Below are 16382 nucleotides of genomic sequence, written 5' to 3'. Positions count from 1 at the left end.
TTAATCGACTCATCATCCCGAAGAACAACAAGCCAACATAAAGCGAATTGATGTGTTAGACGTTTCGCAAGACTTCAATTTTTTTGATCAACTACATCTCGGTAAAACCGGTCTGCGATGATCTTCTGAAGCCTCCAGCGAGCGCCCACACAAATTATCTGATTATCTATTTTAAAGAGCGTCACCACACATGATGTGCGGCTGAGGTCGTGTATAGTACAGAATATTTTTATCCATGCAACCGTTTTTAAACAAAAAAGTCACTGTATTGTAAAATACAGTGACTTTTCTTAAATAATCAAAGATCAATTACTTAATTTCGAGTGCTTGCGCTTCGATTCTGGCTTTCCATTCGGCAGGCCCTGTGATGTGTACAGATGTACCTAACGTATCAACTGCAACTGTTACAGGCATATCAACCACATCAAATTCATAGATAGCCTCCATACCTAGCTCAGGAAAGGCAACAACATCTGCTTTCTTGATTGCTTTAGAAACCAAATAAGCCGCACCACCTACTGCCATTAGGTAAACCGCACCAAATTCTTTGATCGCTTCAATTGCAACAGGACCACGCTCAGATTTACCAATCATACCAAGCAGACCCGTTTTATCCAGAATCGTGCGGGTAAATTTGTCCATTCGTGTCGCAGTAGTTGGTCCAGCAGGTCCTACAGCCTCATCTCTCACTGGATCAACAGGCCCAACGTAATAAATAAAGCGACCTTTAAGATCAACAGGAAGCTCTTCGCCGTTAGCGATCATCTCAACCATTTTCTTATGAGCGGCATCACGACCCGTTAGCATTTTACCGTTTAACAAAACGGTTTCACCAGGCTGCCACTCTTTTACTTGCTCAGGTGTAATTGTATTCAAATCAACTCGACGAACACTTTCCCCCACTTCCCAAGTAATTTCCGGCCAATCATCTAACGAAGGTGGCACCAAATCTGCTGGACCAGAACCATCAAGCACGAAATGTGCGTGACGCGTAGCAGCACAGTTAGGAATCATAGCAACAGGCAAAGACGCCGCATGAGTTGGGTAATCCATGATTTTCACATCAAGAACAGTCGTTAAACCACCTAGACCCTGTGCACCAATACCTAGATTATTAACCGCATCAAAAATAGCCAAACGAAGCTCTTCAACACGTGTTTGTGGCCCGCGGGCTTTCAACTCATGAATATCAATCGGCTCCATCAAAGATTCTTTCGCCATAACCATGGCTTTCTCTGCTGTACCACCAATACCTATACCGAGCATTCCTGGAGGACACCAGCCAGCCCCCATCGTTGGAACCGTTTTCTTAACCCATTCAACGATATCATCGGAAGGGTTAAGCATCGCCAATTTGGATTTGTTTTCAGAACCGCCACCCTTAGCAGCAACATGAACCTCAACCGTATCACCAGGTACAACCTCCATATGAATCACAGCAGGCGTATTGTCTTTGGTGTTTTTACGAGCTCCAGCAGGATCGGCAAGAATAGAGGCACGCAACACATTATCTGGATGGAGATAAGCTCGACGCACGCCTTCATTAATCATATCAGCGACACTTCTTGTACTTTCCCACTGAACATTCATGCCAATTTTAATAAAGACAGTAACAATACCAGTGTCCTGACAAATTGGACGCTTACCTTCAGCACACATACGAGAATTAATGAGAATTTGCGCCATCGAATCTTTCGCGGCCTTACTCTCTTCTCGCTCGTACGCTTCATGCACTGCTTTTACGAAGTCCAGAGGGTGATAATAAGAGATAAACTGCAATGCGTCTGCAACGCTATCAATCAGATCATCTTCTTTAATAATGCTCATGCTTCTCTCCTGCTGAGTATTACGATTGAATCGAAAACGAAATGGTAAAAGATGCAGCCTTGCAAAGAAAGCTTTATGGTGGGTTTTAAAAAAATATACCCCTCATCAATTGAATGAATGAGGGGTATAAATAATAAAAGGTTAGTTCTTTTAGGCAAATAGCTTAACGATTTGCTTTTTGCTCTCTATCAGATTTTGGCTTCTGCACAGAGTGCTGGATATACTCTTCTAAAATTTGAGCAGTAAATTTTTCCCTCTCAGGTAAAGACGCAATACGCTCAGCTTCCCAGTTGATCAGACGAATAAAGACAGAATATTTTTTAATGAAGCCATAACCAATATCCCTAACACCTATATCATTAGTCTCCATCAAGTAAATAACTTGCTCTAAATTCTTCTGAGTCTCGAACTGGCCACCCTCGCTCGCAGCAATCAACAAACGCTGAATATGTTGGATCGGATTTTCAGATGCTCGTGATTCTTTTTTTGCTAAATTAGAGGTTAAAAATTTATCTAACATCTCTTCAGTGTGCACTTCTCTTGCATGCACATCAGAAATTAGCGCAGACTCACGTTCTAACAAACGAATAAACAAGCTCTTATTTTTAATATCTGAGAACTCTAAATCTTTAAGAGAAAGACCATTCTGAGACATAATATCAATAACTTTTTCATAAGATGCCGTAGCATCCTCACCAACAGATACCGCGAGCACAAGATGACGGCGCAACTCATGCATTATTTTGGCAGCCCGATAATCTTCTTTGCGCTGTAGGTGCTGCTTAAGAGACTCTTTGTTTTTCACCAAAGCATGACTAACTGCATCGTATCCTTGAACTGCTTCTTGCTCATCTCTTAAACGAGCCATACGGATTTTGGTGCAACTATTTTCCCAAGCTTCATAAGATTTTGCTCTAGCCTGAAAAGCTCGTTCAATAGCTTCTTCAAAGCTTTGCTCAATTCGCGCACGCTCGGCACGCTCCTGCAATTCACCTTGTTCGTGCTCATAACGTTTCTGCTTTTTAAGCTGCAGATTTTCCTGAGCCAATAGAAGCTGCTTATCTAAAGTCTCTATATCCGCTTGGATTTTGGTTTCATCAAAATCAGCAAGTTTTTCATAAACTTTTGACCAGTAACCATCCTCTATGAATGGCACATTTGGATCGCTCGTCGCATATTGCGTTTTAAGAGTTTCAGTAAATCCATGATTATCTGGACGGAAAGCTTTAGTGGCATTAATAACATTATCACTGGAGGTATAGCTAGCAGAGCCATCCTGTCCATTTTCGTTAGCAACAGACGCTGCCGCCATAACCACATCTTCCATTACACTTTCCGCTGTCATGCTATTTTCACCGACATTATTGCCATCTAATTCAAAATTCGACTCAACTTCTTCAGCTTGAGCATCCACACAAAAAGTCATTTGATCGTCATTACTAACGCACACCTTTTCGTTATCAACATTTTCATTATCTGCCAAAAATGAATCATGAGGTGAATTATCAGTATCGTGAAAACTAGATAAATCCATATCATCAAGAATAGTACGAGCAGATTCATACGCTCGACTAGGATCGTTATCTTTTTCACTGAAACGACGATGATACACAGACCCTTCGGAGGATGATTTTACAACGACTTCTTTTTGATATCGCGGAATCGCCCCACCCCAACTCACGCGGTAAAGCATAGCTCGGTCACACAACTGCAAAATAGGTAGCTCTCGTTGAGCAACCTGATATTGCCTAATCAGCGACTCCGCATGACGCAAAGCCATTACTGATTCACTTGAATTAGTAGAGGTTGCTAAATTCAATAATTTAACAACTTTCTGTATGGCCTTCTTCCTTTTGCTTATGCTCATAAAACACGCTTTCCAAGTTGGCTAAATTTCACTCAGTATAGAATACAAATTCAGGGCTTTTTCTCAATAGTAAAGTTCAGCCCCATCGCTAGGCAGCGTTAAATCATCACTTAGCAATGAATGAACCTTCTGCAAAATCTCAGCCAAGTCTTCTTTTGAATAAGGAATAGCATCCAATTTCCCCCAAATAGGACTAGGCCAGCAAGGATCAGTCTTATAACGAACTATATGATGTATATGCAATTGCGGCACCTGATTGCCTATAGCGGCAACATTCAGTTTAGTTGCGGAAAAGGCATCATGAAGAGTTTCCGCCAACAGGCAACTTTCTGCCATAAGTTGCTGACGATCCTCTTCTACAAGTTGATATATTTCAGTAATGTCATTTCTTTGCGGAACAAGTATAAACCAAGGAAACTGAGCATCATTTATAAGACGCAACTGGCACAATGAAAAGTGTCCAACAAGAATAGAATCACGACCTAACACAGGATTTAACTCAAACATCTTTACATCTTCCTATTTACAAAAAAGGCTTTCATAAGCACTATAGCACCCTATTTTTAAAAACTCTCAGAGACTTGGAGCCCGCATGACTGATATGCAATGTGCCGTGGATGCACAAGCAAAATTAGCCGAATGTCCTCGTTGGGACGAGCGCACTCAAACGCTCTATTTTGTCGATATAGATTCTTTCATACTATACGCTTACAACACAAAAACAAAAAAACTAACAAGTCGCGAATTCGACGAAGAAATCGGCTGCTTCTCACTAGTTGAAAACGGTGGTTTTATCGCTGCCTTCCGTTCAGGTGTCTTTACGTTTGAACACATAAATGCTGATTTAAAGCCTTATTGGCTTGCCACTTACGATCAAAGAACAACCCGCTTTAACGATGGACGCTGTGATGCTAAAGGTCGTTTCCTAGCTGGCACAATGTACTCTCCAAAAGATGCCTTCAATGGAGCATTACATCAATTCAGCGGTGGCAAAGAAAACCTGATTGATCAAGCCGCTTGGACATCTAATGGTTTAGCATTTTCCCCTGATAACACCATTATGTATTATTCGGATACTCCGAATCATGTTGTTTATCAATTTGATTATGACTTAGAAAACGGCACCGCAAGCAACAAACGCGTTTTCATTCAATTTCCACACGGCAACGGTCGCCCAGATGGTGCTGCCGTTGATAGTGATGGAAATTACTGGTCTGCTCTTTATCAAGGACAGCGCGTTGTAAAAATTAGCCCACAGGGTGAAATTTTAGAGGAATATCCTGTTCCTGCAACGTACCCAACCATGGTTGCCTTTGGTGGACCAGAAATGACAACACTATTTGTGAGTACTTGCCGTGGCGCACAAACAGATGAAGAGCTGAAACAATTCCCTCAAGCAGGCGGAATTTTTGCCCTTGAAACGAACGTAAAAGGCCAGATTGAGCCGCGTTTTGCAGGCTAAGGCTTTTTTTGTAATTTGATGTTTTTTTGCAATTTAACTTTAATCACTCAACTTTAAAGTACTGATATTATTATGCGCGCAAGCAACTATTTATTCTCTACCCTACGTGATGCACCAACTGACGCAGTCGTCACCAGCCACCAGCTAATGGTTCGTGCAGGCATGATTCGCCAAATTTCAAAAGGTTTGTACACTTGGCTACCTACAGGTCTTAAAGTCTTCCGCAAAGTCGAGAGCATTGTTCGCGACGAAATGGAAAAAGCAGGCTCTCTTGAAGTCATGATGCCAGGCGTTCAACCTGCAGAATTATGGCAAGAAACAGGACGCTGGCAGAAATATGGTCCAGAACTACTACGTCTGCAAGACCGCCACGGTCGCGAATATTGCCTTGGCCCAACCCACGAAGAAGTCATCACAGAACTTGCGCGCAACGAACTGACTAGCTACAAACAGCTACCAATGAATTTCTTTCAAATTCAAACAAAATTTCGTGACGAAGTTCGCCCTCGCTTTGGTGTAATGCGTTCACGCGAATTCTGCATGAAAGATGCGTACTCCTTCCATGTTGGCGCTGAATCACTCCAACAAACCTATGATGTAATGCACCAAGCTTATTGCAATGTATTTGATCGCATTGGCCTTAACTACCGCCCAGTTCGCGCAGATACAGGCAGTATTGGTGGCGCATATTCACACGAATTCCATGTATTGGCCGACTCTGGTGAAGATGATATTGCTTTCAGTGATTCATCTGACTTTGCTGCTAATATCGAGCTTGCAGAAGCCGTTTGCCTAAAAGAAAAAGCCGACACACCAACACAAAACATCGCGGAAGTATTTACTCCAGATTGTAAAACAATTCAAAAAGTCGCTGAGTTTTTAAAATTAGACGTCACCAGCACAGTGAAAACCATGCTTGTGAAAGCCGTTGACGAAAACGAGCAACCAACTATCGTCGCTCTTGTGTTGCGTGGCGATCACAACATCAACGAAATCAAAGTGGAAAAACTGCCTGGTATCGTGTCTCCTTTTGAATTCGCCGATGAAGCTGACATCATCGCAAAAATTGGCTGTGCACCTGGCTCCATTGGACCAAAAGGTCTAGCTGAAAAAGGCGTTCGCGTTATCGCAGATCGCTCAGCAGCCGTTATGTCTGACTTCTGCGCTGGTGCAAACAAAGACGACTACCACTTTATCGGTTTGAACTGGGAACGTGACTGTGCGGCATTTGAAATTGCAGATATCCGCAACGTTGTTGAAGGTGACCCTTCTCCAGACGGACAAGGCACTATCATAATTAAACGCGGCATCGAAGTGGGTCACATTTTCCAACTTGGCCAACAATATGCTGAAGCACTAAAAGCCACCGTTTTAGATGAAAATGGTAAAGCGCAAGTCATGCACATGGGCTGTTATGGTATTGGCGTTTCTCGTATCGTCGCAGCAGCAATCGAACAAAACTTCGATGAAAAAGGCATTTTGTGGCCAGAAAGCATCGCACCATTCGATATTGCTATTGTTGCGATGAACTACGACAAATCCGAAGCAGTACGCACAGAATGTGACCGCCTATACGCTGAATTAAAAGCAAAAGGCTTAGATGTATTACTAGATGATCGCAAAGAACGTCCAGGCGTTAAATTCGCAGATTGCGAACTACTAGGCATCCCGCATCGTTTAGTTGTTGGCGATAAAGGACTAGAAAAAGGCACATTAGAATACAAATACCGTAAAGCTGGCGAGAACGAAGACATTGCTATTGCCGACGCTATCGATTTTATCTTAAGCAAAAAATAAGACTACCAAGCCTGACGGAAGCAGTTCCTTCTGTCAGGCTTTTTATACCAGAGATCCAGTAATAAATAGGAACCAACATGACCACTATTTACCACAACCCTCGCTGTTCAAAATCTCGCCAAACCTTACAACTTCTAGAAGAAAACAATATCCAGCCTGAGATTCGTCTGTATTTGCAAGATCCCCCAAGTATCGAAGAAATCCAAGCATTACTTACACAGCTAGATATAACACCACTAGAACTCATGCGCACTAAAGAAACCATCTACAAAGAACTTGGTTTAAGCAAAGAATCTACCGACGAAGAACGTCTGCAAGCTATGCACACGACCCCAAGCCTAATAGAACGCCCTATTGTTATACACAACGACAAAGCAAAGATTGGTCGCCCACCTGAAGATGTTTTAGCCTTATTTAAATAAATGAGAGCAACTAAATAGGAACTACTGAATGATCCCTTCACCTTACGTATTGGTTTTGTTTTACAGTCGTCACGGCTCAGTCTCAGAAATGGCAAAGTACATTGCTCGCGGCATCAACAAAACCAACGGCATAGAAGCAAAGATACGCCAAGTTCCAGAAGTGGCTGATACAACAAAAGTCGCCGCTCCAGCATTACCAGACGATGGCGCGCCTTATTGCACTTTGGAAGAACTAGCAGATTGCTCAGGACTTGCTATAGGATCACCTTCCTATTTTGGCAGTATGGCCGCACCACTGAAACATTTCATCGATCAGACATCGACACTCTGGCTAACAGGCCAATTAATCGACAAACCCGCTTGCGGCTTCACCAGCGCAAGCACCATGCATGGCGGCCAAGAACAATGCATTCACAGCATGATGACACCGTTAATCCATCACGGCATGGTTTGGCTTGGTTTGCCTTACAAAAACAAAGAGCTAATCAGTACGCAGGCAGGCGGAACGCCTTATGGTGCAAGCCACCTAGCAAACAGCACACATGAAACTGCTTTAACCAATGATGAAAAAGCACTTTGTGAAGCGCAAGGTAAACGCATCGCCGAAATGGCCATCAAGCTAAAAAAATAAGCCTTTTTAGTTTATCTAGAACAAACCATACAAAACGAAAAAAGCCGCAACATAAAAAATTATGCTGCGGCTTTTTACTACCTAATGACTAGTATCTTACAATCAATTCTTAGTGATTAAGCTCAATGCCTTGGAAGCTCGATATCCTTAAACAATAATTCAACATCTTGCCGATTCCCAGCCTCCATCGCAGCCATTACGACATCTTTTGTCAGATGAGGCGCAAAAGATTCAATAAATTTATACATATAGCCACGAATAAATGTATTACTACGAATGCCTATTTTTGTGCAACTGTCTGCAAAAAGATGCGAAGCATCTAAAGCAACCAAATCTGCATCTTGTATTTCATCATGGGCCATTGAAGCTACAATCCCCACACCAAGTCCTAAGCGCACATAAGTTTTAATCACATCAGAGTCCGCAGCAGTAAATACAACATTTGGTTGTAATTCTGCCTCTTGAAACGCCTGATCCAATTGAGATCGACCCGTAAAACCAAATACATACGTGACAATAGGATATTCAGCCAATGCTTGCAGAGTCAGCTTATTTACTTTTGCCAAAGGATGGTCTTTTGGCACAACCACTGAACGGTTCCACGTATAACAAGGCAACATAACCAGATTGCCAAATAACTCTAACGCTTCTGTCGCAATTGCAAAATCGACAAGACCGTCGTTTGCCATTTCTGCGATTTGCATTGGTGTTCCTTGATGCATATGCAAACTAACGTCAGGATAACCTTCAATGAATTGATTAATCACTTTAGGCAAAGCATATCGAGCCTGTGTATGCGTCGTTGCGATATCAAGCGACCCTTTACGCTCATCACTAAATTCTTTCGCCACACGCTTAATATTTTGCGTTTGACTAAGCACTTCACCTGCTAAAGCAATAATTTTTTCGCCAGCCGGTGTCACATGCGTTAGGTGCTTTCCGCTCCGCGCAAAAACCTCTACACCAAGCTCATCTTCCAAAAGACGAATCTGCTTACTAACGCCTGGCTGTGACGTGTATAAACTTTGCGCCGTGGCCGAAACGTTCAAGTCATGACGTGCCACTTCCCATATATACCTAAGCTGCTGTAATTTCATCGTCTGCCTTATTCGAAAAAGAGTTAAAAACATAATAAAATATTACTTTATAGAATAGTAAAAAACCTCTAGTGTTGCCAGCTTAAATAACTTCAATGTGGCTTTTCTAATGGATTTTCTTTGGTACATTTCTGCAGGTGCGGCGGTTGGCTTGGCTGTTGGCATCACAGGTGTTGGTGGCGGCTCACTTATGACACCACTTTTATTGATGTTTGGCTTTCCTCCCCATATCGCGATTGGCACAGATCTTATGTATGCAGGCATTGCAAAAAGCACCGGCGTTGTCATGCATGCTAAACGCGGCAATGTAAACTGGAAAATTGTTTTCGCCATGGCGGCAGGAAGCATTCCCGCTTCCCTCATAACCGTTTGGGCATTATCAAGATTTGAAAAGCCCGATCACTATCAAGAAATTTTAACCAGTACGTTAGGTATGATGCTAGTTCTCACTGCCGTGGTTATATTATTTAGAGCTAAGTTAACCAAAGCACTAAGCTTCAACATATCAGACGACCAAAGTACAAAAATCGTCTTTGTCTGCGGATTTATTTTAGGCGTATTAGTTACCCTTACTTCCGTTGGTGCTGGTGCCTTAGGAACCGCCATCATGATGATATTATTTCCGATCATGAGAGCAAAAAATATTGTGGGAACCGACCTAGCACATGCAGTACCACTAACCCTAGTTGCCGGGACAGGACACATTTTTTTAGGCAACGTTGACTACTCATTACTCGCTGCCCTTTTAATCGGCTCCATACCGACAATATACATTGGTACACGTATCGCAAGCCATGTACCCAACCATGTTTTACAACCTGTATTAGCAACCGCTTTACTCTCTTTTGGCGTGAAGTATCTTTTCTTCTAAAAAGTCAAAAAATCACAGCTAAGCGGTTCATTCAGAGGGAAAAACACGATATTGTAAGCAGCTATAACTAAAAGCAAAAAAGCAGGAAACCCCGCAATGAGTAACAAACGTCTTGAAGACTTAAATATTGCCTCATTTACCTCTCTGGTAACACCGAGTCAATTAAAGAAAGAACTGCCTGTTAGCGAAAGTGTTAGCATCCATGTAGCTAAATCACGCGACATAATCAAAAACATTATGGACGGCAAAGACCACCGTCTGGCTATCGTAATTGGACCCTGCTCTATTCATGATCCAAAAGCAGCTTTGGATTATGCGACACGCCTAAAAGCGCTTGCCGAAAAATTAGATGACACCTTATACATCATCATGCGTGCTTATTTTGAAAAGCCACGTACTACAGTTGGCTGGAAAGGCTTAATCAACGATCCTAACCTAGATGGTACTTTTGACATAAACAAAGGTATTCGCATTGGCCGTAAACTACTTATCGATTTATCCGAGCTTGGCCTTCCACTTGCCACTGAAGCTTTGGATCCTATTTCACCTCAATATATTCAAGACCTTATTAGCTGGTCTGCTATCGGTGCGCGCACGACAGAGTCACAAACTCACCGTGAAATGGCATCTGGTCTATCTGGCCCAGTTGGATTTAAAAATGGCACTGATGGCGGTCTAACCGTTGCTATAAATGCAATGCAATCAGTCTCCCATCCGCATTCTTTCTTAGGCATAAATGAAGAAGGTCAAGTGACCGTTGTAAATACTAAAGGAAATGATTACGGGCACATTGTTCTTCGTGGCGGCGGCGGAAAACCGAACTATGAAACAAAATTTGTAGCTGAAGCTGAACAAGAATTATTGAAAGCTAATCTAAAAGTGAACATCATGGTGGACACCTCCCATGAAAATTCTAGTAAAAAACCTGAACGCCAAGTAACCGTTGCAGAAGACTCAACTCAACAAATCCTTGATGGCAACCAATCCATTATGGGACTAATGATCGAAAGCAACATCGGCTGGGGCAACCAAAAAGTACCAGCAAACTTAAGCGACCTAGAATACGGCGTATCCATTACTGATGCCTGCATTGACTGGGAAACGACAGAAAAAGCGCTAACAGAAATGGCTAATGCATTACGTGACGTACTTCCAAAACGTCAACGCGGATAAGTTTTATTAACTAGAAAGCCACCCAATAAAAAGGGGAATCGCAATATAGCGACTCCCCTTTTTTATTAAATGTTTTTTGTAAGATACACTTACATGAAAGCATTATCTGTAACAGTATGATCCGTAGAGTCTTTAACAGCAGTAAGACCTGGAACTTTCTCCATTAAAGTTTTTTCAACACCTTCTTTAAGAGTCAGATCAACCGCACTACAACCCTGACAGCCGCCACCGAATTTCAATACAGCAACTTGACCATCGATCACTTCAAGCAAACTTACTTCTCCACCATGAGCCGCTAAGCCTGGATTGATATCAGAATAAAGTACGTAATTGATTTGATCTTCAATTGGACTATCTGCCGTGACTTTTGGCATTTTGGCATTAGGCGCTTTAATAGTTAGCTGACCACCCATTTTTTCAGTAGCGTAATCAACAAAAGCTTCATCCAAAAAATTTACAGAATTCTTTTCGATGTACACTTTTAACTTAGGCAAATTCAAGATTTCGTCTGTTTCATTTACTTCGTCTGGACGACAATAAGCAAGACAAGTTTCAGCATAAGGCGTACCCGGCTGCTGGATAAAAATTCGCACTGCAATACCTTCTACACCTTGTTTTTCCAGCAAAGAAGAAAGATATTCTTGGGCACCATCGGTAATTGTAATATTCATAATAACCCTTTCAAAATCTACATAACGATCAATGAGGGTTATATTACAGGAGATAAAGAGCAAAGCCAAAGACCAAGTAAAAAAGTAGGGTATTTTTCCTCTTTCTATATATACCTTTTTCCGATAAAGAGATTCCGAATAAGCCTTATTATGAAAACCACTAAAGATATAGGTAAATATTCATTTTTAGAATAAAGGATATTTGCTAACATAGTTCAACTTACATTTATTAACCACGGTTCATTTCACTATGTATCAATACGACGCCATTGACCAACAGCTTGTTGAAGAGCGTGTAGCACAATTCCGCGACCAAACACGCCGCTATTTAAATCAAGAATTGAGCGAGCAAGAATTCTTACCATTGCGACTACAAAACGGCCTTTATGTACAACGCTACGCACCAATGCTGCGTATTGCTATCCCATATGGAATGCTATCTAGCGCTCAATTACGTAAATTAGCCGATATTAGCTGCCGCTATGACAGATCATACGGGCATTTTAGTACCCGCCAGAACTTACAATTAAATTGGCCTAAAATAGAAGACGTGCCTGATATTTTAGCAGAACTTGCTGAAGTACAGATGCACGCCACTCAAACCAGCGGTAACTGTATTCGTAATACAACGACAGACCAATACGCTGGCGTTATCTCAGATGAAGTCGTTGATCCACGCCCATACTGTGAATTGATTCGTCAGTGGTCTACCTTCCACCCTGAATTCGCATTCCTTCCTCGTAAATTCAAGATTGCTGTCAATGCTACTGAGTCTGCTGACCGTGCTGCCGTACAGGTTCATGACATTGGTCTGCAAATCCGTAAAAATGATGCTGGTGAAATTGGCTTTAAAGTCATGGTTGGCGGCGGCCTAGGTCGCACTCCAATGGTTGGCGTTACAATCAGTGAGTTCATTCCTCGCGTAGACCTACTAACCTACCTAGATGCCATTATTCGTGTATACAATCAACAAGGTCGTCGTGACAATAAGTACAAAGCACGCATTAAAATATTAGTCAAAGCGTTAGGGATCGAAGAATTCCGTAGCCGTGTTGAAGCTGAATGGCAACACCTAAGAGGCAAAGAAAGCACTGTTCCAATGAGTGAATTCGAGCGCCTTCAAGGCTTTTTTAGCGAGCCGAACTATGAAACACTAGAAAACAATCCAGCTAGCTTAACAAACAAGCTAGCTGACAGCGCTGGCTTTGCACGTTGGTTTGAACGTAATACTTTTGAACACAAAAAAGCAGGTTACCGCATAGTAACATTGACTCTCAAAAAAGCAGGCCAAGCACCAGGCGATGCAACCGCTGAACAAATGCAAAAAGCAGCAAATCTTGCCGACCAATTCAGTTTTAGTGAGTTGCGTGTTAGCCATGAGCAAAACCTAGTACTTGCTGATGTTCGTCAAGACCAATTGGTAGAGCTTTGGGAAGCAGCAAAAGAAGCTGGTTTTGCCACACCAACTCTTGGCCTATTAACTGACATGATTTGCTGTCCTGGCGGTGATTTCTGCGCGTTAGCGAATGCGAAATCCATTCCGATTGCAGCACAAATCCAAGAAACCTTTAATGATCTTGACTACCTCTACGATCTTGGAAATATCGATTTGAATATTTCAGGCTGCATGAATGCATGCGGTCATCACCATGTTGGTAACATCGGTATTCTAGGTGTAGACAAGAAAGGTGAAGAGTTCTACCAAATTTCAATTGGTGGCGCTTCAGGGCACGATGCAAGTATTGGCAAAATCCTTGGCCCTTCATTTGCTCAAGAAGAAATCAGCAGCGTTATTCAAAAGCTAATGAACGTCTATGTCGAAAACCGCTCTGAAGAAGAACGTTTTATCGACACTTATCGCCGCGTTGGCATCACACCATTTAAAGAGGCCGCTTATGCCAAAGCTAATTAAAAACGGCGAGATAATCGACAACACTTATAATTGGATACAAGACGTCGAGCAAGAAGTTACACCGAACAGCATTATTGCTGCGCAGAAATGGTTATCTGAAAAAAATACTATTAGTAACGTCGCTGGGATTTGGTTAGAAGCAGGTGACGGAGTCGAGTTCCTACAAGACGTTGATTTAAATCAATTCGATGTTATTGGCGTTCATTTTCCTGCATTTACTGATGGAAGAGGCTTTAGCTATGCGCGTCTTTTAAGAGAGAGATTAAATTACCAAGGTGAAATTAGAGCACTTGGCAACTTCATTCCTGACCAATTGGGCTACCTTTTACGCGTTGGATTTAACAGTTTCCAATTCAACGAAGAAGTAAATTTAGAAAAAGCCCTTGCCCTACATAAGCCATTCTCAATCGCTTATCAAGGTGACGTAACGGACCCTAGACCGCTATTCTTGCGTCGCTAGACAAAACATTTTCAATAAACTAACAAGAAAAGGCCATTACGATGGCCTTTTCTATTGCGTATTGGACGCCTCATCATTATCGTACTAAACAGATAAAGTGATTGATTGTTAAAGGAACTTGACGTGTCTAAAATACGCATTACCAGCCTAATTATTGGCGCACTACTCTCTGCCACTGCGCATTCTGCGACAGTATATATTTCCGACATCCAATTTGTTGCCATCCGCGAGGGGCTAGACAACAATACAAGAGCAGTAGAAAGAGGCTTAAAAAGTGGAACACCATTAGTAGTTTTAGAACAAAACGATGGCTATACGAAAGTTCGAACGCCAAGTGGAAATGAAGGCTGGGTTGCAGATTATTTTCTTAGCGAAGATATGGTAACAAGAGATCAGCTAGAGACACTACAAACTCGTTTAGATAAAAACACCGAAAGCAGAACGGAAGTTGCCGATGCACTGAAAGTAAGCCAACAAAAAATTCAAGAGCTAAACAGCACAAATACTGCGCTTCAGGACGAGAACGAATCGCTAAAACAACAACTGCAAAATGCCGCTGAATTATCAGAAAAGGCACAAGCCATCGTATCTCAAAACGAAGATGTTAGTTATCAAATAGCAACTCTCAAACAGCAAGCAAGTATAGCGATAGCTCAAGCAGAGAAACTACAAGATACGACCGAGCAAAAATGGTTTATGATTGGAGGAGCAACTCTTTTTGGTGGCTTACTACTAGGCATACTATTACCCATGCTACGACGCAAAAAAAGCGGTACAGGCTCTTGGTCTTAAATAGAGGTCTTCGCTTTATATAAGCTCCTAGCTTTATAAAGGATAATTAATGGAAGCATCGATAGTACACTCCTTCTTTTTAGTATTTGCAGGAGCGGCAGTCGTTGCTTCCATAGCCTTATACACAAGGCAACCTATGATTATCGCCTACATTGCACTTGGCGTTTTATTTGGCCCCTCCGCACTATCCCTGATTAACGAACCAAAACTAATGGACGAGATGAGCCATATTGGCATCATCTTCTTACTCTTTCTACTTGGCTTAGATATGCAGCCAAGTCACTTAATAAACATGCTCAAAAAAGCCTCATGGATCGCCCTACTTAGCTCCGCCGTTTTTGCAGCTTTAGGATATGGGGTAGCCATACTTTACGGCTATAGCAGCACAGAAAGTTTAATCATTGGCCTTGCAATGATGTTCTCCAGCACAATTGTTTGCATCAAACTACTTCCAACTACCGTTTTACATCACAAACATACAGGAGAACTTGTAGTCGGTTTATTGCTATTACAAGATATGATAGCAATCGCAGTATTATTGGTACTGCATAGCATTTCCGGCAACGAAAGTATTGACGCAATACATTATATAAAACCTCTAATTGAATTACCGCTACTTGTCGCTTGTGCCTTCCTGTTCGTAAAATATATTTTGCTAAAGTTAATTACTCGATTTGACCGATTCCATGAGTATATTTTCTTGGTTTCTATTGGGTGGTGTCTATCCATGGCCGTACTGGCTGAGATAGCAGGTTTATCAGCAGAAATGGGGGCCTTCATAGCTGGCGTCGCATTAGCAACCAGCCCAATTTCTCAATACATAGCTACTCATCTAAAACCACTAAGAGATTTCTTCTTAATTTTGTTTTTCTTTAGTATTGGTGCGAGCTTTAATCTTGATCTACTAGGCCTCGTCATCGTGCCCGCCTTAATATTGGCCATTAGCTCAATGTTTATCAAACCGGTGGTTTTTCGCTACCTACTGAAAGCCATCAAAGAGGATGCCAGTACATCCTGGGAAGTTGGCTTTCGTTTAGGTCAAATAAGTGAGTTTTCGCTGCTAATTGCTTATCTAGCAGCCAACATAGGCCTAATTGGTAAAGAAGCTTCCCATGTCATACAGGCCACAGCTATTCTTAGTTTTGCGCTATCAACCTATATTGTCATTTTAAACTATCCCAACCCTATTGCCATATCAGATAGATTGCGACGAGATTAGAGCAATTCAGTTGTTTTATCGCCCTCATTAGAAGAACTTCTGCCACATTTATAAAATGCTTTTATCTTGCCTCTTTCTTTAAGTGCATAAAATATAATAGAATAGCGCGAAATACCTGACTACCAATGCAAAAAGTCTTGTATACTAACGCGCAAATTTCGTCCTCACTTATTTAGAGTAA

15 protein-coding genes are annotated in these 16382 nt (G+C 41.9%); 10 read left to right on the top strand and 5 right to left on the bottom strand.

Features of this window, described 5'->3' with window-relative positions; all coding sequences use genetic code 11:
• Positions 1 to 309: 309 nt before the first annotated feature.
• From TY87_RS20505 to TY87_RS20495, 3 genes are all read right to left on the bottom strand, one after another.
• Positions 310 to 1827 carry a fumarate hydratase gene (locus TY87_RS20505; RefSeq protein WP_100188479.1) on the bottom strand — a complete coding sequence of 506 codons (1518 nt, stop codon included), beginning with the start codon at positions 1825 to 1827 and terminating at the stop codon, positions 310 to 312.
• Positions 1828 to 1990: 163 nt separating this feature from the next.
• Entirely contained in the window at positions 1991 to 3694 is a 1704-nt protein-coding gene (locus tag TY87_RS20500; protein ID WP_100188478.1) for a DUF2786 domain-containing protein, read from the bottom strand.
• A gap of 63 nt (positions 3695 to 3757) precedes the next feature.
• Positions 3758 to 4201 carry an HIT domain-containing protein gene (locus tag TY87_RS20495; RefSeq protein WP_072841965.1) on the bottom strand — a complete coding sequence of 148 codons (444 nt, stop codon included), beginning with the start codon at positions 4199 to 4201 and terminating at the stop codon, positions 3758 to 3760.
• Positions 4202 to 4286: 85 nt separating this feature from the next.
• Here TY87_RS20495 and TY87_RS20490 point away from each other — a divergent pair, with 85 nt between their 5' ends.
• The 4 genes from TY87_RS20490 (at position 4287) to wrbA (ending at position 8006) form a co-directional block, all read left to right on the top strand.
• Complete coding sequence (locus TY87_RS20490; protein WP_100188477.1) at positions 4287 to 5156, top strand: SMP-30/gluconolactonase/LRE family protein; 870 nt, start codon at positions 4287 to 4289, stop codon at positions 5154 to 5156.
• A gap of 72 nt (positions 5157 to 5228) precedes the next feature.
• Entirely contained in the window at positions 5229 to 6953 is a 1725-nt protein-coding gene (locus TY87_RS20485; protein ID WP_072841961.1) for a proline--tRNA ligase, read from the top strand.
• Positions 6954 to 7030: 77 nt separating this feature from the next.
• Positions 7031 to 7375 (top strand): arsenate reductase (glutaredoxin), encoded by a 345-nt coding sequence (gene arsC / locus TY87_RS20480; RefSeq protein ID WP_072841959.1) that lies wholly within the window; start codon positions 7031 to 7033, stop codon positions 7373 to 7375.
• Positions 7376 to 7403: 28 nt separating this feature from the next.
• Positions 7404 to 8006 carry an NAD(P)H:quinone oxidoreductase gene (gene wrbA / locus TY87_RS20475; protein ID WP_100188476.1) on the top strand — a complete coding sequence of 201 codons (603 nt, stop codon included), beginning with the start codon at positions 7404 to 7406 and terminating at the stop codon, positions 8004 to 8006.
• A gap of 122 nt (positions 8007 to 8128) precedes the next feature.
• Here the strand turns inward: wrbA and cysB are convergent, their stop codons facing one another.
• Positions 8129 to 9103 carry an HTH-type transcriptional regulator CysB gene (gene cysB / locus TY87_RS20470; protein ID WP_072841955.1) on the bottom strand — a complete coding sequence of 325 codons (975 nt, stop codon included), beginning with the start codon at positions 9101 to 9103 and terminating at the stop codon, positions 8129 to 8131.
• Between the two features lie 109 nt (positions 9104 to 9212).
• On the opposite strand from cysB, the gene TY87_RS20465 reads away from it, so the two are divergent.
• Positions 9213 to 9974: a sulfite exporter TauE/SafE family protein gene (locus TY87_RS20465; RefSeq protein WP_100188475.1), complete on the top strand. Its 762-nt coding sequence runs from the start codon at positions 9213 to 9215 to the stop codon at positions 9972 to 9974.
• A gap of 96 nt (positions 9975 to 10070) precedes the next feature.
• The gene (locus TY87_RS20460; RefSeq protein ID WP_100188474.1) at positions 10071 to 11147 is read left to right on the top strand and encodes a 3-deoxy-7-phosphoheptulonate synthase; all 1077 of its coding nucleotides are present in this window, start codon (positions 10071 to 10073) and stop codon (positions 11145 to 11147) included.
• Between the two features lie 89 nt (positions 11148 to 11236).
• Here TY87_RS20460 and nfuA read toward each other — a convergent pair whose 3' ends face one another.
• Complete coding sequence (gene nfuA / locus TY87_RS20455) at positions 11237 to 11818, bottom strand: Fe-S biogenesis protein NfuA (protein ID WP_072841949.1); 582 nt, start codon at positions 11816 to 11818, stop codon at positions 11237 to 11239.
• Positions 11819 to 12068: 250 nt separating this feature from the next.
• Between nfuA and TY87_RS20450 the strand changes: the two genes are divergently transcribed.
• From TY87_RS20450 to TY87_RS20435, 4 genes are all read left to right on the top strand, one after another.
• On the top strand, positions 12069 to 13730 hold the full coding sequence (locus tag TY87_RS20450; protein WP_072841947.1) for a nitrite/sulfite reductase: 1662 nt from the start codon (positions 12069 to 12071) through the stop codon (positions 13728 to 13730).
• The gene (locus TY87_RS20445) at positions 13714 to 14190 is read left to right on the top strand and encodes a DUF934 domain-containing protein (RefSeq protein WP_072841945.1); all 477 of its coding nucleotides are present in this window, start codon (positions 13714 to 13716) and stop codon (positions 14188 to 14190) included. Before TY87_RS20450 ends, TY87_RS20445 begins: the two co-directional genes overlap by 17 nt.
• Before the next feature lie 123 nt (positions 14191 to 14313).
• Entirely contained in the window at positions 14314 to 14982 is a 669-nt protein-coding gene (locus TY87_RS20440; RefSeq protein WP_072841943.1) for a TIGR04211 family SH3 domain-containing protein, read from the top strand.
• A 49-nt stretch (positions 14983 to 15031) separates the two neighbouring features.
• The gene (locus TY87_RS20435) at positions 15032 to 16201 is read left to right on the top strand and encodes a cation:proton antiporter domain-containing protein (protein ID WP_100188473.1); all 1170 of its coding nucleotides are present in this window, start codon (positions 15032 to 15034) and stop codon (positions 16199 to 16201) included.
• Positions 16202 to 16382: the final 181 nt, after the last annotated feature.

This window comes from Marinomonas sp. BSi20584 (genome assembly GCF_002792415.1).
Lineage (GTDB): Bacteria > Pseudomonadota > Gammaproteobacteria > Pseudomonadales > Marinomonadaceae > Marinomonas > Marinomonas polaris.
The sequence above is the reverse complement of the archived record's forward strand: the minus strand, read 5'-3'. Positions and strand labels throughout refer to the sequence as shown.